This window comes from Loigolactobacillus coryniformis subsp. coryniformis KCTC 3167 = DSM 20001 (assembly GCF_002706425.1).
Lineage (GTDB): Bacteria > Bacillota > Bacilli > Lactobacillales > Lactobacillaceae > Loigolactobacillus > Loigolactobacillus coryniformis.
The window spans coordinates 1848395-1866428 of record NZ_CP017713.1 but is presented as its reverse complement, the minus strand read 5'-3'; the positions used below and the strand labels follow the sequence as shown (position 1 = coordinate 1866428).

Here is an 18034-nt window from a genome sequence, read left to right as displayed (position 1 = left end):
TTGGCGGTGGCGCTAGTCATATTGATTCGGGCACGCATAAAGGAAAGAAGTGAGGTTGATGATCGATGAAATGGACAGTTATATTCGGCAATTCAATCTGGTGGCGCAAAAAATTCGCCAATATTTGAATCAGCAGTTAAAGGACCTGAATTTAACAGCCAGCACGTATTTTTTCATTTTGAAAGTTGGTGAGCGGGGGACTTTATCGCAGGAAGAGCTATTTAAAGTCATCTATTTAAATCCCAGCAACGTAACTCGGCGGCTTAATCGGTTGATCAAACTCGGTTACGTTGTCAAAGAAAAGTCACCGACGGATGGTCGTAGCCGCGTGATTAAATTAACAGCTTTAGGTCAGCAGCAGTACCAACAGTTGCTTCAGCGCTTACCGCAGATCAATCAAGCGTTGGTCGATTCATTTGATACCCAACAACGTACAATTTTACAGCAATTTCTAGGGATAGTTGATCGTGATCTCGATCAATTATTGTCAAATAAGGGGGACGAACTAAATGGCTAATCATGTATTGATCAAACAACGCGCGGTTCCGGCATTAATTATTCCTGATGGATTTAAATTGGTCACCACAGAAACGCACCGGCGCAATCGCGAACAGGTTCGGGTGGATTGTTTTCAAATGACGCCGGATTTTAGCCCGAATAATGCGCACGTTACGCTAGTTTATGGCGCTGATGAGCGTCTGATCAGTTACAATCGCTTTTTCGTTGCTGCGGAACAACTGAAATTACCGATCAAAGGCGACGTGGTGCATATAGCTGAACAGACGTGGCAAACGGTTGATCCTGATTATGCGCGGGGATTGCACTATATGCGCACGGACACGTTACCCAGATTTTTCATTGATGATCAAGGACAGCGCCAATCCTTTAAAGTACAGTGGGTCAAATTTGCCCACGATAATGGCTCGTATAATTGGGTGTCGGTTGGACCTGGCGGACAGGTGATCGAATTGGAGCGCGAGTCACGGTGGGATTATTTCCAATCCAGAAGAGCAACCGAAGAGTGGAATTATGATGATTGGGTGTTGGCTCGTAACGGCCAGGGCCCACAATTGGCGGCGCCAGAAGCGTTGGCCTAGCCTCTGTGCTTAGTTTTTGAATGTAGCCATTAATAGAAGCTGAGGTGAACTTAATGAACGATCGTGAATATGAAGATTTGATCTTACAATTAGGTAATTTACGTGAGCACGCGCGGCAGTTAGCCGAAACGGATTATGTGACCGCCTTGTATAAAGGTTACAGTGCTTCAGGGCAAACGTTGGCAGAAATCAACGAAGAGATCAGCACGACCGATGAGGAAATTCGGCTGCTGGAGCGGCAGATCGACGATGATGAAGTGGATTACGAATAAATAAGTACAAACTAGGCTGATTTTGGGCCTAGTTTTTTTATTAATAGCAAGTGTATAATGCGACTAACGAATAAAAAAGGGGGACAATATCAATGGCGGCAAGTATTGGGGCATTGTTAAAACAAACTCGACAAGCACAGCATTTAGCGCAAAAAACAGTTGCGGCGGGCATTTGTTCGCAGCCAATGTTATCAGCAATTGAACATGATAAGTATCGGCCAAATGCGCAGTTGTTGATCAGTTTATGCCAGCGCTTAGGGATCAGTCTGACCGAAATTAGTTTGGCGCATAATTTTGCCGTCAGTCAGTTGCCCAATTTAAATGCCCGTCTGGCGGAACTATGTAATCAGCATTGTTATCAGGCACTAGCCGATTTCTTGCAAAGCGAGGCCGTCTTAGCGAATATTAGTAGTGTTGAGCAGACCCAGGCCTACTATTATTATTTAGCAGTGGCAACTTTGCAGGTCAGTGCTGATTTAACGGAAACACAACGCTTACTGCATTTATCCCTGGCCAGTACAGGGACGACTAACACAACTTTGGCCCGTTTAGCGCGGATATCGTTGGGTTTGATCGCAGCTAAATTAAAGGCGCCGCGACGGACTGAGCACGCAATCGATCAAGCAATGCATAATTTAGCCGCTATACCATACACAGAAAATCAAAATATTTTATTCTATTTAGTGGCATTGAGTTATTTTTATTTGCAGCAGTACACGTTGTCATTGGAGTGGGTGGCTAGGGGAATTAAATTTACTACGGCGCATGATTCGCATTATATGCTAGCTAATTTTTATCATTTGTTAGCGCAAACTGCACAGATTGAGGAAAAAGCAGATCTAGCCTTAGTGGCGCAGCAACGGGAACAGATCTTTGCCGAGCTTTTTCAAGAAAAAACTTATGATCAATTCTAAATATTAGTATTCTTATTTTTTATATTGCGCTAAATTGGGTAAAGTAAAGCCATCAAAGACAAGGAGGCTTTACTTTTATGCAAAAAGCAGTTTTTACTAATATTTTGGATGTAACAACGTCAATGACAGGGATACAGGCGCTACTGGCAGATCCGCGCCGGTTGCACGAATGGGTACCAGATATTCAGTCAGTTACCGCTGTAGCAGCGCAGTTTCAGGTGACTCGTGGGGCAGGTGCACTAAATAAGCATGAAGTGATTACGGTGACAAATAGTGGGACGATGATTACTTATCACAGTAGACAAGGTTGGTTGGAATATGATTTAGTCTTTACACTACGTCAGGTTACTGCCGGTGTACAGATACAAGAAGACCTATATTTGCTAGATGAAAATAACTTACCTTTAAGTTTGTTGGCGCCCATTGCTAAGTATGCTTTTAATGTTAATTTGGAACGTCTTGCACAAATCGTTGCGTGAAAAAATGAGAGTGTGACATAAGGCGTTCAGCTTTTGAGCATTAGCCTAGAGCGGCGAATGATTCACGTAGTGGATTATTTGCCGCTCGTAGCTAAGCGGAAAAAGTTGCCTTATGTCACACGTTTTAACTATATTGTTCGGAAGTGCAAAGAAGGCATTGGGCATAAGCGACTTATGTCACAACGACCATTTTTTAGTTGCGATTATCTTTTAACTTAACGACGACGCGAAATTGGCGCTCAGGGTGGGTTTCTTTGTTCATGTATTGAATGCGCGCTTCTAAAAAAGCGCCATAGCCGAAATACAGCAGCTTGCTGATGAATTCGTTTTTAGCTGCTGGGACGTAGCCGAGTTTGTGCTTGTGATAGTAGAGCGCAATGGCTTCGCTGTCAGCGGGGTTATCTGGCTCGGCTACTAGGGTCACGGGTTTACCTAAAGTTAGCTCGTTGATCACATCAAGACCGTCGTAATAAGTAAAGCCGGCAATGTGGAAATCAAGTAGGTGGCGGCTGGGTTCGTATTTGGGTTGAAAAGGTTTAGCCATGGTTAGCCTCATTTCTGATCTAAAATTATTAATTACTGTGCGTATATTATACAGATACTGTTATTTTAATATCACTTAAATTATAAATGAATTTGGTCACGATACAAGCGGTTGTTTTCGATTTTATTTTTAAAATCAAGGTATAAGTTGTAACATAAAGAGAGTAATTATTTGGAGGAAGAAGCGAATTTTTTGTCAAAACGGAATATTTTAATCGTGACTTGCGCATTATTGTTATCGAATGCAATGAGTGGCTTGGACAGCACAATCATTAATACGGCGTTGCCAGCCATCATTTCCGATCTGCATGGGCTCGAAATGATGGGCTGGATCGTAGCCGTTTTCTTATTAGGTACAGCAGTCAGCACACCATTATGGAGCAAACTTGGTGAACATATCGGCAATAAACGCAGCTATCAGTTAGCGGCGTTGTTCTTTGTCGTAGGTTCGCTGTTGCAAGGGATGGCACCGAATATCGTTTTTCTGATCATTGCGCGGACGATTGCTGGCATTGGTAATGGTGGGGTCGTCTCGCTGCCTTACATTATCTACGCGCGAATGTACACTAATCCGCGCAAACGGATGCAGGTGCTGGGTTTCGTGTCGGCCAGTTACAGTACGGCCACGATCATTGGGCCGCTAGTCGGCGGCTTTATCGTCGATGCCTTTACCTGGCACTGGGTATTTTATCTCAATGTGCCGATTGGTTTGCTATCAGCGTTACTAGTACAAATTTATTACAAAAAAGAAAAAACGGTTGGTCGGACTAAGCCAGTTGATTACTTAGGTTCCATTTTAATGACGATCGGGCTAACTAGCCTATTGGCAGGTATTGAAATGATCGGCAGTGCCAGCAGGCTTTTTGTTGTTATAGCACTAGTGGTTGCAGTGGTCAGTCTAGGCAGTATGGTTCACTTTGAAAAAGGGGTTGCTGATCCGATCATTCCTAGCCGTCTATTCAAAAATCGTGATTTGATGATCGATTTTGCGTTATTTACCATCATTTGGGGTGCCTTTGTTGGTTTCTTGATCTATAGTCCGATGTGGGCGCAAGGATTGCTGGGTACTACGGCTTTAATTGGTGGGGCGACGCAGATCCCTAGCTCGTTCACTAACTTTATTGGTTCTGGTTCTGTAGCGCCACTGCGCAAATATTTTTCGCCACAAAAGGTATTGGCATTTGGCATCATTACGTTGACGATCGCCTTTGTTTTGTTGATGGGTGGTGTTAAAACACCGTATTGGCTGTTGTTGGTGGCTGGTGCTTTTGAAGGTTTAGGTAACGGTGCATGTTTCAATGAACTACAGGTTAAGGTGCAACAAGATGCTGAGCAACAAGATATTCCCGTGGCGACTTCGTTTAGCTTTTTGATTCGGATGCTTAGTCAAACTTTTACCGCCGCGATTTTTGGTTTGGTCATGAATAATGCGTTGCGCCAAGGAGTCACTAAGTCTAGTGGAACGATCACGATGAAAATGATGAATAAGCTAAGTGATGCGACTAATATTGATTCGTTACCGAGTCATCTGCTGCCGCAAATGCGATTGATTTTACATCATGGCCTGCACAATATCATGCTGTTGGCACTGATCTTAATGCTGATCTCGTTGGGAATCAATATTTGGGCCCAACATTTGGAAAAACAGGCCGCACGTAAAACAGCAGCTTGAGTGGGTTAATTATGGAAAGAAGTGATCAAGCGTGTCAGTTTGGTTGATGGTAATTATTTTATTAGTCAGTGGTGCCGCTGCCGGATTAGTTTCTTCGATTGCGGGACTAGCTTCGTTAGTGTCATACCCGGTTTTATTGATGCTCGGCGTGCCACCGATCAGCGCTAACACCACAAATACGGCCGCGCTGATTTTTACCGGTTTAGGCTCCAGTGTTTCCTCGATAAAGGAACTGAATAGTAGTCACCGAACTTTGTGGCAAGTTGCGGTGTATGTGTTAGTGGGTAGCGTTATTGGCAGTGTTTTACTTGTTGTCGCGCCGGCAAAAACTTTTACACGGGTGGTACCATTCTTAGTTTTTGGCGCTGGTGTTTTGATGCTGTGGTCGCAATTTCACCAGTCAAAAATTCTAGATGCGCCTAAGCCCGCCGGTCGCGGGGTGACGTTTTTTAAAAATTTAGCGATTTTGTTAGTCGGTGTTTATATCGGTTATTTTGGCGCTTCAGCGGGGATGATCTTGTTATCGATTTTGATCGTCACGTTGAATAAATCATTTGCGGTCACCAATGCGATCAAAAACTTTACTTGTTTATTGGCCAATGGGTTATCGTTGGTGATCTATGCTGTTACTACTAAAATTTATTGGTGGATGGTGGTACCGATGGGGCTTGGTATGTTTATTGGCGGCTATATTGGACCAGTGGTCATTCGCCACGTGCCAGTACGGCCATTGCGCATTATTATTGCGTTTTCCGCATTTGGTTTGGCCGGCTATTTATTTTATACCGCGTATCTGTAAATGGGTTAAGTCTGATTTAGGGCTTAGCCTTTTTAGTTATTGCGCTATAATTGCATTGAAAGCGGTTTACAATCAGGGGAGTGGCCATGGAGCCTATTGTTGAAGTTGAGCTGCTTGTGTTAGTGAAATTTAAACTAGAAGCTGTTTCTTATCAAATTCCGCGTCATTCAGTGGGTGCCTTATCAGGTAGTAACGGCACTGGTAAAGGTGTGTTGCGAAATATTACCGTGTGCTTGTGCTAGTGGTGAAATGAAGTTTTGGGGTCAAACCATTCAGGAGTAGGAGCAATAAATGGCAAATAAGATTGAGTATGTTTGACAATTCGTCATGCATAATTAAGTATTGCGGAAATGACGCAAATCATTGCACCTGGTTATACCCAGTGGCAACAACAGCGTGTTATGGAATATTTAGCTAGCGCATTCTAAAGAAAGTTGGTGAAAGACACAATTGCCCTTGTGTTGGCTAACTTAATGGCGATTTTATTGCTTGTTATCGGTTTTTGTTTTATCAAAGGAAAATACTTAAGGTCATTAGCTGACTTTGATCCAACCAAATATACAGAAAAGCAAGGCCATTTGATTGGGAAAGTGGCTGGCGTTTATTATTGTGGTGGTTGTTCTAATTGTGCACCTAAATTTAATTGGTAGGAAAACTTAGTAATAAGTGTTTTTACTGGCATTGTGATTCGACTGGTAAAGGGAGGTCGTATTGATGAAAAAATACTATCGCTATTTAAGAAGTGGTATTTTACCATTTGCTTGTTTATTACTTTTTGTACACCTAGGTAATCATGGCTTAATTATACAAATTACGGACCGCGACTTTTTGTTATTAGTAAACTTGTTGTTCTTCTATCCATTAGCAACGATACCATTTGTTAAAAAAACCGTTAGCGTCCCAATTGATGCATTTCATTTTAATTGGGAACAGCGTCGCCAGCAGTATAATTTAGGACGCTTCGCCAATGTGTTACCTTACAATATATTAGCGCAGACGCCCAATGCACTGGCTTATTCAACCGGGGTCATTCATTTCTTTATTGCATTGTTGCTGTTCTTGGGTGCACCGATTCTGTGGGTCTTTGGTGTGTTTATTTTGTTGCGTCGATTATGGTAGTGTTCGTAAAAAGAGTATAAAAAAACAACACTTACGCAATAAAGTGCTGCTCCTAAAAACGTTTATTCACTTAAGCGGGTGACGAGAATCGGACTCGCGACTTCAGCTTGGGAAGCTGATATTTTACCACTAAACTACACCCGCAATTTCAACTATTATAGTATAGCATATCTATTTTAGTGCCGCCAGCTTTTTTTGAATTTTTATGCGTCATTATTTGTGCTATACGCAATTTGTACTGGGCCACCAATTTTGCCAAATTGTGGATGTGCAGCGATAAAATGGGTTAAATTATTTTTTAACTCGGTAGCTAGTAACTCGATTGTGCCAGTGTTTGTAAAAGCCGGATACAGATTATAAAATTCAGCGACCGCCGCTTGCTGGCCAATTGCGATGTATGGTGTTTTAGTTATTGTCTGGTCGCTAATATGCCAAACCGAATTATTCTTAGCCAGAATAAAATCATTGCTGGCTAGATTGGTGTTGGCTAGTTCTTGCTGCAGTGAATTAGCTAAGTTTGCGGCGGTTAGATCGGGATGGCGCGCAGTAAAATTAAGTAGAAACTCTTTAATTGAGAGCCACTGGTTGTTAAATTTAAGATTGTATTGACCTGCTGTAGCCAGCAAACAATCATTGAGCTGAAAAATTTTAGTCGTAGCGTCACTACGTACAAATAGACGATGCTTTAGCTGCATCGTCAGCCGTGAATCGGTCGCAATAATGCTACCGTTACCAGTACTAACGCCAATTGCAATGGTCATGGGGACCTCCTTATTTATTATAGGTATGCATATTTCTGTCGTTCATTATTGGTTCTAACGTATACTAAGGTTATCAAAAACGAAAGAGGTGCCGATATGTACCAAAACATTTTAGTTCCGTTAGACGGTAGCCGTAACGCAGAAGTCGCTTTGAAAGAGGCCATTGAACTCGGGAAAAAATTTGCTGCGGAACTGTTTATTGCTTCCATCGTCAATGAGCAACAATTTGTCGCGTATGGCAGTATGGCAGCACCAGCCCAATTTTATTCCGACATGCGAGATCGTTCTCAACAAATTTTGAACGAAGCGGAAGCAGACGCTAAAGCAGCGGGGCTTAAGGTGACCACGATCTTAGCTAACGGGATGCCTAAAAGAGCGATTGCTGAAGAACTGCCAGAAAAATACGATATCGATTTGATCGTCATGGGTAAAAGTGGGGTCGATGCGCTATCACGGATCATGCTTGGCTCAACAACTAGTTATGTTGTCCGGCACAGTATGACCAAAGTTTTAGTCGTCAACGACGAAGCTGATGACACTGAAGATAATACTACTGAAGTAGAATAACCGTTAGCGTCTAGGTCAATTGCCTAGGCGTTTTTTATAGCCACAGTAAGATGAAAACAATCGTGGCCGGTAAAAATTGCAAACCAAAGATTTTCTTGGTCGCCGTAAAGCCGCCGTAAAGCGCAACGATCATGATAAAAAGCATCAATAATTTAAGTAAAGTGGTCAAAGCGGTACCGCTGAAAATAAAAAGACTACTTAGGATCAACAATCCCAGTGCACCGTTATAAATACCTTGATTGCCTAAAGCAATCTTTGCGTTTGGCAATTTCACAAAGTTAAGTGGCATGTCAAACGCTTTGGCCTGACTTTTGGGTCCGGCGAATATTTCTAATGCCATGATTCCCAGGTGCTCTAAACCAATGAGTGCGGCTAAAATAAGGGTAAAAATTTGCATAATTTCCTCCTAATGAAATTCCGTATTCCTATTATAAGGCAGGTCAAACGGGAGCGTCAATGTTTGTGTTTAACTAGAATTGGTTATTTATACTTTTTACATAAAAGAAACTTGACCTCACTACCGGGAAAATGCTAAACTATTTAAGTGCTAAAGTAATTTGCCGCTGTGGCGGAATTGGCAGACGCGCAGCATTCAGGGTGCTGTTTCCTTCGGGAAGTACAGGTTCGACCCCTGCCAGCGGCATTAAATTAATCACGATCAAGCGCTACTTTCTTAATTGAAAGTGGTGTTTTTTTGTATTAATACAAAAAAGTCGTACAGCTGAGGTGAATTATATGTCGCGCGTTTTATAATCAAGTTAGCCAATTAGATCCAGCTAATTGAAAAAATAAAAAACACCAAGACAAATCTCTGTTATCATTGATGTTCCAACACAAAAATGAAAGAGGTTATTGTCTTGATGCAAGAACAGAATACCACAGTCCGAGAAAAAGGTCACCACCTAACTTCATTTGAGCGCGGCAGAATCGCCACGCTACACAGCCAAGGATACTCTAACCGCGCAATTGCTAGAGTTATCGGTGTTTGTCATCAAACAATCAGTAATGAACTACGCCGTGGTGAGATCGACCAAGTTAAAAAAGTGAACGGTCAACGGCAATATCACCGCGAGTACTCGCCAGAAGCGGCACAGGCCAAATACGAAGCTAACCGAATGTCCTGTCATCGACCTTTGAAACTCGCTGGTGTCGCTGACTTTATCCACTACTTTACGGCCCATTTGCACCAAGACGGTTGGTCGCCTGATGCCGCGGTGGGCCGTGCTAAACTTGAAGGCTTATATCAACCTGAGGAGATGGTTTCGACCAAGACGTTATACCACTATATCGATGCGCAACTACTTGAAGTCCGTAATCTTGATCTGCTCGAAAAAAATCGGCGCCGCACTAAACACCACCATTCACCCAAGCATAAGCGTCTGGCCGGACGGAGTATCGAAGATCGGCCTGAAAGTATTGACCAGCGTCAGGAGTTCGGTCACTTTGAGTTGGATACCGTAGTCGGTAAACGTAACGGCCAAGAAAGTGTTATTCTAACGCTGATCGAGCGCCAATCTCGCTGTCAGATCCTGCGTTTGATTGATGGCCGTGACGCCGATTCAGTCAACTACGAACTGGCTAAGATCTGCCAAGAATATGGACACATCATGAAGTCCGTTACCGCTGACAACGGGGCAGAATTCGCAGCGGCGGGGACGGTGCTTGACGGGGTTGCCGACCTTTATTATGCCCACCCTTACCGCTCTTCAGAACGAGGCACAAATGAGGCGCATAATCGAATGATCCGTCGTGATGTGCCTAAGGGCCTGTCCATGGATACTTTAGGCCCTAGTGATATCCAAGCAGTGGAAGCCAAGCTAAACAACTTACCACGCCGGCAGTCAGGTTACCAAACCCCAAAAGAGCTTTTCTCCGCTGCCGCTGGCTAAAGATTGAATCTTTAAAATATGAATATCAATGAAAATACTGTCTTGCCGGGATTTATTGCGTGGCTAATTTGTTCTTGCAATTTGGGGTGAATTATATGATGTGGTTTGATCAATGGGCAAAGGCACAACGCGCGCGTAAGGCTTTTTTGGATCAGGATTCACAAACACTTTATTTAGTGCAGTGTATTTCAAGTTCAGAGACGGCAGGCGATCATGTGCTAACGGCTACCGATAAAATTTGGTTAATGCGGGCAGCTCTAGATGGTTATGTCGTGGTGGAACCTAAATATTTACTGCCACTAGAAGCAACTGAAACTACTGATCCACGTGGGCAGACCTATGCTGGAATCCGCAAGAACGGTCAGTGGTTTACGGCACATTTAAGTGCTACGCAAGCCAAATCCAGTGCGTTTTATGTCACCCGTACCCAGCTGGAAGCTGCACCAGCATGGGTCAAAGCAATTGAACCAATTGCAGCTGATCCCAAATAGTTTGTAGGGGTTGCTGCCCCGATTTACTTGGTCAGATGCTATAATATGAGTAGTGATGTAAATCTTTGTAAGGGGAGTGCTGAGGGTGCAACAGATTACAAAATCGCTTGTGCAACAGGTGATTCGACCACGAACACAAGAAAGTCATAAAGGCAATTTTGGCCGGGTATTGACGATCGGTGGTAACCAAAATTTTGGTGGTGCGATTATTATGAGTGCTAGTGCTGCCGTTTATAGCGGTGCCGGTTTGGTTACGTGTGCCACGGCACCGCAGAATTTTATCAGTTTGCATGCCCGCTTGCCAGAAGCAATGGTGGTGGATTATCAGGATGAAAAGATGCTGGCTGAGTTGATTCCGCAAATGGATGTGATCGTGATTGGCCCTGGCTTAGGCACTGACGTCACCGCCTTGGCTATTTTGAAATTTGTTTTTACTCAAGTACAGCCGCAGCAGAATCTAATTATTGACGGTTCTGCGATCACTTTGGTTGCACAGGAAAAACTAGCTTTACCGCAGGCGCAAATTATTTTCACACCGCATCAAATGGAATGGCAACGGCTATCGGGCATCCCCGTCGCCCAACAAACGCCGGCCAAGAATCAAGCAATCCAGCAAAAATTAGCCGCAACCGTGATCGTTAAATCACACCGGACAGAAATTTATTTACCGGATTCAACGATAATGTGGCAGAATCCAGTTGGTTCGGCGGCAATGGCCACTGGCGGTATGGGCGATTGTTTAACTGGAATTTTGGCTGGCTTTTTGGCACAATTTTCTGCTGATCGCGCGCAAACGATTTTAGCGGCGGTTTACACTCATAGTGCAATCAGTGACCAGTTGGCACAAAAGCAATATGTAACGTTACCCACGCAAATCATTGCCGCGTTGCCAAAATATATGGCAGAAATGGCGTCCTAATTAGCGGGTTGCGTCCTAATTATCAGCATGCTATAATCCAACTAATATAAAACGAAATGAGGGATCTGTGCGTTGAGAAACTAAGTCAATCTGGTAAAGCTGTTTATACTTTAACCGTAAATCACGGGTGGAGTCTGCAGATTTTCAGAATTGGCTTAGTCGATCGATGCGTGGGTCTCTTTTTGTGTGCTCACTTTTTTAGCTAATTATGAAAACGGTTATTTAAGTTTGGAGTGAGCTTATGTCTAAAATTGAAATTAAAAATTTAACCTTTGGCTATGATGGGCAAGCAAAACCGTTGTTTGAACAAGCCAATTTTTTACTGGATAGTCAATGGAAATTAGGGCTAGTCGGGCGTAATGGGCGTGGCAAAACCACGTTATTACGCTTATTACAAGGACAACTGCCTTATCAAGGAACGATTCAGCAGCACCAGCAATTTAGCTATTTCCCGCAGCCGATCAGTGATAAAAGTCAGTTGACGTTTTATGTGTTGGCAGAAATCAGTGACGCTGAACAGTGGCAGATCGAGCGAGAAATGAGCCAGCTTGGGTTAGCAGCGAATCTATTATGGCGGCCGTTTAATACGCTATCTGGTGGCGAGCAAACTAAAGTTTTGCTGGCAGTATTATTTATCGAGGATGGGGCTTTTCCGTTGATCGATGAGCCGACCAATCATTTGGATCTGCAAGGGCGTCAGCAGGTCGCCGTTTATTTGCAACAAAAGCGACAGGGCTTTATTGTGGTCAGTCATGATCGGCATTTTCTCAATGAAGTGACTGATCATACTTTGGCAATCGAGAAAAATCAGATCAGTAGCTATCAGGGTAACTTTGCTACTTATGAAGCACAAAAGCAGTTAAGTGATAACTTTGAACAGGCGCAAAATAGTAAGCTGAAAAAAGATATCGGTCGGCTAAAACAAACGGCGGCGGAAAAAGCGAAGTGGTCGCAAGCCCGTGAAGGTGATAAATATGGCGATCCGCGTAAAAAAGGCAGTGGTGCGGTTTACGATACTGGCTTTATTGGGGCGCGGGCAGCGCGGACAATGAAACGGTCAAAGCATTTAGCCCAGCGAATGGAAAATGAGATCAGTGAAAAAGAACGCTTGTTAAAAAATACTGAGCAGGTCGATCCGTTGTCCATGGCGTTTAGCCCGAGCCATCACCAACGATTATTGACGGTGGATCAACTACAATTAGGTTATGAACAGCCATTATTTCAACCACTATCGTTTGACTTGCAGCAAGGTCAGCGTTTAGCATTGGTAGGGCCTAATGGGGCAGGTAAATCAACGATCGTCCGTCAATTACTTGGCCATTTTAGGGGAAGCGTAAGTGGACAAGTACAGCAGCCGGCACAGCTACAGATCAGTTATGTGCGCCAAGATTACGAAGATAATCAGGGCACATTGATGGATTTTGCTGAAGCGCAGGGGCTAGATTACACCGTGTTTTTGAATAATTTGCATAAGCTGGGGATGCCGCGGGATGTTTTTAATACGCGGATCGAATTGATGAGCATGGGTCAGCGCAAAAAAGTTGAGTTAGCTAAATCGCTGTCGTTACCGGCGGAGTTGTATATTTGGGATGAACCGTTGAACTATTTAGATGTGTTCAACCAAGAACAATTGGAACGATTAATTTCGGCGGTCCAACCGACGATGCTGCTGATCGAGCATGATCAAACATTTATTGAGCGAGTAGCGACCAAAGTAGTGGCACTAGAAAAGGCAGACCAATAAGGTCCGCCTTTTTCGTTAGTTTAAATGTTGTTTCCGCAACTATAAAAAGTTTTCCAGCGCTGCAGTCAGGTCAATGTCGTTGGCCTTGGCTAAAGCGCTAAGCTACCAAATCAACTTGGCAATTTGGTGAGCCAACGAAAATTATGTTTGTTCAATCGGTCAACTGACTTGTTGTGCTATGACTAAGCGACCGACAAGCCCAGCATCGGTCAAAAAAACTAACGCGTCTTGCTCTGTTGGCCAGCTTGTGTAATTTCTAAATCATGATAAGCAGTACAAATTTTGCGTGCGCGATTAGTCAGTTCACTTTTCTAAACACTTGAAGTGAATTGTACTCGTTTGCGTATATTATAGATAGTGGCTAGCTCTTTATTTAGAAGTAATTTACAGTCGCTGGCCATAAGACCAACGAAAAATGTCAAAATAGATGAGGCTACTAACTGAAAGTTGGCGCTAAATGATGCGGCTTGTTTTTAAGGCTGAAAATTTTCTGCCACAACTAACTGAAAACGAGTATAATATTCATTAAATTGTATTAAGAAAGTAGGGAATGTTTTGCGGGAAGATTTTAATCAAATTGTTAAAAAAATTGCAGTATCCGATATTCGCCAGTTCGATAATGAGGTCAGTCAAGTACCAGGAATGGTCAAATTGACTTTAGGTGAACCAGATTTTAATACGCCAGAGCACGTTAAACAGGCGGCAATCAAGGCAATTGAGGATAATCAATCACATTACACACCAAATCCAGGGATCCCAGCATTACGCGAAGCGGCGGCGGCCTACTATAACGAAAAATTTAATTGGCATTACCAGGCAGAAAATGTGATTACGACAGTTGGGGCGACAGAAGGGATCGCGGCAGCGTTACAGGCAATTGTTAATCCAGATGATGTGGTGATCATTCCGACACCAATTTTCCCGATCTATATCCCAGATACGTTGTTGAATCACGGTCAAGTTGTGTTCATTGATACCAGTTCGGACGGCTTTGTGTTGACACCAGAACGGTTAGAAGCAACGATCAAAGCGCAAGGCGACAAAGTCGTTAAAGCGCTAGTTTTGAATTACCCTAACAATCCAACCGGGGTCACTTATAACCATGAAGAATTAGCTGGCTTAGCCAAAGTCATCGCTAAATATCAATTATGGGTCGTTAGTGACGAAGTCTATGCTGAATTATCATACAGTGAACCCCACGAATCCTTGGCTAACTTCATTCCTGAGCAAGTGATCGTGGTCAACGGTTTGTCCAAGTCCCACGCGATGACTGGCTGGCGCGTTGGTTTCTTATTGGCGCCTAAAGCAGTCACTGATGAAATCATCAAGTCACATCAGTACATGGTGACTGCACCAGTCACTTTGGTTCAATATGCTGCATTGGAAGCGATGACTAATGGTAAAGAAGATAGTCAGGTCATGGCTAAGCAATACGTTGAACGCCGCGACTACTTGATCAAATCATTAGAACCACTAGGTTTTGAAATGGCACGGCCAGATGGGGCTTTCTATTTGTTCGCCAAGATCCCAGCTAATTGCCCGCAAGATTCATGGACATTTGTACGTGAATTAGCTAAAACGCAAAAATTAGCTTTGATCCCTGGTATCTCCTTTGGTGCCGGCGGTGAAGGCTACGTACGGATCAGTTACGCAGCCAGCATGGAAAACTTGCATAAGGCGGTTGAACGCTTAACAGCTTTCGTCCAAGCGCACTAAAACTGAGCGTGAAATAATATTTTGAAAATAAGCAAAAAAATGACGTTGACCAATTTTGGTCAGCGCCATTTTTATTTTAAAGAATATGACTGATAAACATCCCGCCATAAACGAGGGCGTAACTGTAAGCCAAGATCGTCGCTGGTTTACCTAATAAAATGATCATTGTAAAAGTTTTGAATGACATTTTAGTTAGGCCGGCTAACAAACAAAGGACGTCGTCTGGGGCGACTGGTAAGAAAATCGCAATGGCAAATAATTTAGTGAAGCGATTTTGGTTATCTAACCAGCCGATGTAGCGGTCGTAAGTTTTTTGGCTGATCAGGTGATGGATCAGTGGCTTGCCGAAGCGGCGGCCGAGGAAAAAGGCGATCAGTGAACCGATCACAATACCGATGTAGTTGTAAACGAAGCCTTCAACGGGGCCGAAGATCAAGACACCAGCGGCTAAACTGATCCCACCGGGGATGATTGGAATTACGACTTGAACGATTTGTAGGGCAATAAACAGTAGTGGACCGAAAAATTCGGCGTGGCCAACTAAGTTTTGCAGCGCTGCAGTATTTTTAAAGACGCCGAGATGAAAACAATAAATTGTAAACCACACCGAGACGATCAGTCCAGCTAAGGAAATAATGTTAAGCAGTCGACGTGATGTTGCAGTACTCATACGCAGGTCCTCCATTTTGCTGAATTACAAATGTTATACCATATTTTAGCTAATTTGCCGATAAAAAAGCTTCGGTCAAAAGTCGGAATTTCTGGGTGGCTTATGACTGAGCTTTTTGCTAGATATAAAATAAATTAAAAAATAAGGTTTACAGTTACGGTAAATAGTTTAATAATTAATACTAATTTAATAAATGGTGTTGAAGAGAAGAGTAAGTTAGTTCGCTTTTTTCAGCAAGTACGGTTGATGGAAGCGTACAAAAGCAGGTTAACTGAAGATGAGCTCTGAGCTAATGGTGGGTTAACGCCCATGATTCGTCCCGCAAGCGATATATTGCCCAGTATAATCAGTTTTGCGTTAAATGGGTTGGTGTGTTCTGACTAGTTTAGCGGAAACGTGTTAAAAATAACAGATTATTGCATATAGCTACACTTGATGAACGATCCACTTCGTGTATCTTATCATCAAGCTAGGCTATATTTCATAATCTAACCGTTATTTTTAACACTCTGACGTACTTGTTGAGGTTTCTATCGTGAGGTAGCGGCAAATAAGGGTGGTAACACGAATGCGTTCGTCCCTGGGTTTTTGAATCCAGGGGGCGGGCGTTTTTTTATTTAAGGAGGTGGTGCGCTTTGGCGGGCGTGATGTGGCCGCAATTTATTGGTTCAGCAAGCGCACTTAGTGGTGCGCGATATATTATTTGGGGGCGTTCTTATGACAACAGCTTTGACAGTTTTAATCGTGATCATCGCCGGTTTGATTTTAGCCGGCTTGTACGTTTTGCAACGGCGGCAAGTTAAGTTTTCTAAGCAAGTTTTTCTCGCGTTAGGTTTGGGGATCGTGTTTGGCTTGATCCTGCAATTATCTTTTGGCGCAACCAGTAAAATTATTACCAACGCGATTGATTGGTTGAATATTGTGGGTGGGGGCTACGTGGCATTGCTGCAAATGCTGATCACGCCGCTGATTTTCGTTTCACTGGTTGGCGCATTTATTAAATTGAAATTATCGACTAATTTACGGCGAATCGGCTCGACGGTTTTGGTGACTTTATTGGCAACAACCGCGATCGCAGCGGTATTGGGTGTGCTAAGTGTTTTCCTATTTCATCTGCAAGGTGCTGATTTTGTTAAGGCTACAGCCAGCAAGGCTAACTTAGCGATCTTAAAGGAGCATCAAACAGCGGTTAAGGGGCTAAGCATTCCGCAACAAATCGTTAGCTTTTTACCAAGCAATATTTTTGCTGACTTTGCTGGCACACGGGCAACTAGTACGATTGCCGTGGTAATCTTTTCTGCCTTTGTCGGTGTTGCTTTCTTAGGTATCCGTAAAGATCATCCGGAAGAGGCAGCTGTATTTGCCAAAGGCTTTGAAGCAATCCATCAAATCGTCAGTCGCTTAGTTCATCTTGTTTTGCAACTGACACCTTATGGGATTTTCGCTTTGATGACTAAAGCGACGGCAACGGATAGTATTGAGTTGATCGCTAATCTTGGTGTCTTCATCATCGCAGTTTATATTGCATTGATCGGCGTTTTGTTATTGCACACATTGATTTTGGTGGCGCACCATATTAATCCGGTGATCTATTATCGTAAAGCTTGGCCGGCATTGCTCTTCGCCTTTACTTCACGGACTAGTGCCGGGACGTTACCGTTAAATGTGGAGATCCAAACCAAATCATTGGGGGTCGATACACCAACGGCAAATTTTGCGGCTAGTTTTGGTTTGACGATCGGGCAAAACGGTTGCGCTGGTGTTTATCCAGCGATGATCGCCACGATCATTGCGCCAACGGTTGGTATCAATGTTTTCTCACTGCAATATATTTTAACGATCATTGCTGTGGTTACGCTGGCTTCCTTTGGGGTCGCTGGTGTCGGGGGTGGTTCCATTTTCTCAACGTTGATCGTTTTAGGGACGTTGAATTTGCCGATCGGTGTATTAGGTGTGCTGATCGCCATCGATCCGATTGTCGACATGGCGCGGACTTTAGCCAACGTCAACGATAGTATTTTAGCCGGCGTGATCACTGCTAAACGTGGTGGGACGCTGGACGAGACAGTTTTTGACGACGCCACTCATGTGGTCGAATCGACGCTTTAAGTTTGGTTGCACCTATCGTAAAGGTAGGTGCTTTTTTGGTGCGCCCGGCATGGGCGTCAACTAGGTGGTGAAAGTCCACTGCGGGCCGTAGTAGTCGGAACCGCTAGCCAAAGGCAAGGCCTTTATCGTGAGGTGAAGACTGAAGGAAGCCTGATGAGCAAAGTACTGCACCGATGAACAAGAAGCAGCTATAAGGCCGGAAGTAACTGGATAAGGTGGCCAAACACACTGAAGTCCGATACTACCCGAAGTTACGACAGTAAAGCTGACGGT

20 protein-coding genes and 2 tRNA genes are annotated in these 18034 nt (G+C 43.6%); 17 read left to right on the top strand and 5 right to left on the bottom strand.

All coding sequences use genetic code 11. The annotated features are described in order from the left end of the window. Positions 1–58 precede the first annotated feature (58 nt). The 5 genes from LC20001_RS09185 (at position 59) to LC20001_RS09165 (ending at position 2762) form a co-directional block, all read left to right on the top strand. The gene (locus tag LC20001_RS09185; protein WP_010010940.1) at positions 59–517 is read left to right on the top strand and encodes a MarR family winged helix-turn-helix transcriptional regulator; all 459 of its coding nucleotides are present in this window, start codon (positions 59–61) and stop codon (positions 515–517) included. After that, positions 510–1097 carry a hypothetical protein gene (locus tag LC20001_RS09180; RefSeq protein ID WP_010010941.1) on the top strand — a complete coding sequence of 196 codons (588 nt, stop codon included), beginning with the start codon at positions 510–512 and terminating at the stop codon, positions 1095–1097. The genes LC20001_RS09185 and LC20001_RS09180 overlap by 8 nt, the downstream gene beginning before the upstream one ends. Positions 1098–1150: 53 nt before the next feature. Next, a complete protein-coding gene (locus LC20001_RS09175; RefSeq protein WP_010010942.1) occupies positions 1151–1369 on the top strand; it encodes a hypothetical protein in 219 nt (72 codons plus the stop codon). Positions 1370–1461: 92 nt separating this feature from the next. Then, a complete protein-coding gene (locus LC20001_RS09170; protein WP_010010943.1) occupies positions 1462–2283 on the top strand; it encodes a helix-turn-helix domain-containing protein in 822 nt (273 codons plus the stop codon). Positions 2284–2360: 77 nt separating this feature from the next. Next, complete coding sequence (locus LC20001_RS09165; protein WP_010010944.1) at positions 2361–2762, top strand: hypothetical protein; 402 nt, start codon at positions 2361–2363, stop codon at positions 2760–2762. A gap of 193 nt (positions 2763–2955) precedes the next feature. On the opposite strand, the gene LC20001_RS09160 is transcribed toward LC20001_RS09165, so the two are convergent. Beyond that, a complete protein-coding gene (locus LC20001_RS09160) occupies positions 2956–3306 on the bottom strand; it encodes an HIRAN domain-containing protein (RefSeq protein ID WP_010010945.1) in 351 nt (116 codons plus the stop codon). A 192-nt stretch (positions 3307–3498) separates the two neighbouring features. Between LC20001_RS09160 and LC20001_RS09155 the strand changes: the two genes are divergently transcribed. From LC20001_RS09155 to LC20001_RS09140, 4 genes are all read left to right on the top strand, one after another. After that, positions 3499–4977, top strand: coding sequence for an MFS transporter (locus LC20001_RS09155; protein WP_003680601.1), 1479 nt, complete (start codon positions 3499–3501; stop codon positions 4975–4977). Positions 4978–5023: 46 nt separating this feature from the next. Next, the gene (locus tag LC20001_RS09150; RefSeq protein ID WP_003680600.1) at positions 5024–5776 is read left to right on the top strand and encodes a sulfite exporter TauE/SafE family protein; all 753 of its coding nucleotides are present in this window, start codon (positions 5024–5026) and stop codon (positions 5774–5776) included. 473 nt (positions 5777–6249) lie between these two features. Continuing rightward, a complete protein-coding gene (locus LC20001_RS14415) occupies positions 6250–6426 on the top strand; it encodes a hypothetical protein (RefSeq protein ID WP_010010951.1) in 177 nt (58 codons plus the stop codon). 64 nt (positions 6427–6490) lie between these two features. Then, a complete protein-coding gene (locus LC20001_RS09140) occupies positions 6491–6895 on the top strand; it encodes a hypothetical protein (RefSeq protein WP_010010952.1) in 405 nt (134 codons plus the stop codon). A 73-nt stretch (positions 6896–6968) separates the two neighbouring features. On the opposite strand, the gene LC20001_RS09135 is transcribed toward LC20001_RS09140, so the two are convergent. Further along, positions 6969–7039, bottom strand: a tRNA-Gly gene (locus LC20001_RS09135). Positions 7040–7098: 59 nt separating this feature from the next. After that, positions 7099–7656, bottom strand: a complete 558-nt coding sequence (locus LC20001_RS09130) for an Ntn hydrolase family protein (protein ID WP_010010953.1) — start codon at positions 7654–7656, stop codon at positions 7099–7101. Between the two features lie 96 nt (positions 7657–7752). On the opposite strand from LC20001_RS09130, the gene LC20001_RS09125 reads away from it, so the two are divergent. Beyond that, positions 7753–8223, top strand: coding sequence for a universal stress protein (locus tag LC20001_RS09125; protein ID WP_003680827.1), 471 nt, complete (start codon positions 7753–7755; stop codon positions 8221–8223). A gap of 34 nt (positions 8224–8257) precedes the next feature. Here LC20001_RS09125 and LC20001_RS09120 read toward each other — a convergent pair whose 3' ends face one another. Further along, positions 8258–8620 carry a DUF1304 domain-containing protein gene (locus LC20001_RS09120; protein WP_003680825.1) on the bottom strand — a complete coding sequence of 121 codons (363 nt, stop codon included), beginning with the start codon at positions 8618–8620 and terminating at the stop codon, positions 8258–8260. Positions 8621–8782: 162 nt separating this feature from the next. Between LC20001_RS09120 and LC20001_RS09115 the strand changes: the two genes are divergently transcribed. The 6 genes from LC20001_RS09115 (at position 8783) to LC20001_RS09085 (ending at position 14982) form a co-directional block, all read left to right on the top strand. Beyond that, positions 8783–8866 (top strand) — tRNA-Leu (locus LC20001_RS09115). A gap of 217 nt (positions 8867–9083) precedes the next feature. Next, complete coding sequence (locus LC20001_RS09110) at positions 9084–10112, top strand: IS30 family transposase (RefSeq protein ID WP_169925067.1); 1029 nt, start codon at positions 9084–9086, stop codon at positions 10110–10112. Between the two features lie 95 nt (positions 10113–10207). Then, on the top strand, positions 10208–10603 hold the full coding sequence (locus tag LC20001_RS09105) for a hypothetical protein (protein WP_056943335.1): 396 nt from the start codon (positions 10208–10210) through the stop codon (positions 10601–10603). A gap of 85 nt (positions 10604–10688) precedes the next feature. After that, positions 10689–11522: an NAD(P)H-hydrate dehydratase gene (locus tag LC20001_RS09100; protein ID WP_010010955.1), complete on the top strand. Its 834-nt coding sequence runs from the start codon at positions 10689–10691 to the stop codon at positions 11520–11522. Between the two features lie 241 nt (positions 11523–11763). After that, positions 11764–13266 (top strand): ribosomal protection-like ABC-F family protein, encoded by a 1503-nt coding sequence (gene abc-f / locus LC20001_RS09095; protein ID WP_004562613.1) that lies wholly within the window; start codon positions 11764–11766, stop codon positions 13264–13266. Between the two features lie 555 nt (positions 13267–13821). Beyond that, positions 13822–14982, top strand: coding sequence for a pyridoxal phosphate-dependent aminotransferase (locus LC20001_RS09085; RefSeq protein ID WP_056943334.1), 1161 nt, complete (start codon positions 13822–13824; stop codon positions 14980–14982). A gap of 76 nt (positions 14983–15058) precedes the next feature. Here LC20001_RS09085 and LC20001_RS09080 read toward each other — a convergent pair whose 3' ends face one another. Further along, complete coding sequence (locus tag LC20001_RS09080; protein ID WP_010010958.1) at positions 15059–15652, bottom strand: TVP38/TMEM64 family protein; 594 nt, start codon at positions 15650–15652, stop codon at positions 15059–15061. Between the two features lie 717 nt (positions 15653–16369). Between LC20001_RS09080 and LC20001_RS09075 the strand changes: the two genes are divergently transcribed. Next, positions 16370–17761, top strand: a complete 1392-nt coding sequence (locus LC20001_RS09075) for an L-cystine transporter (RefSeq protein ID WP_010010960.1) — start codon at positions 16370–16372, stop codon at positions 17759–17761. The last annotated feature ends 273 nt before the right edge of the window (positions 17762–18034 follow it).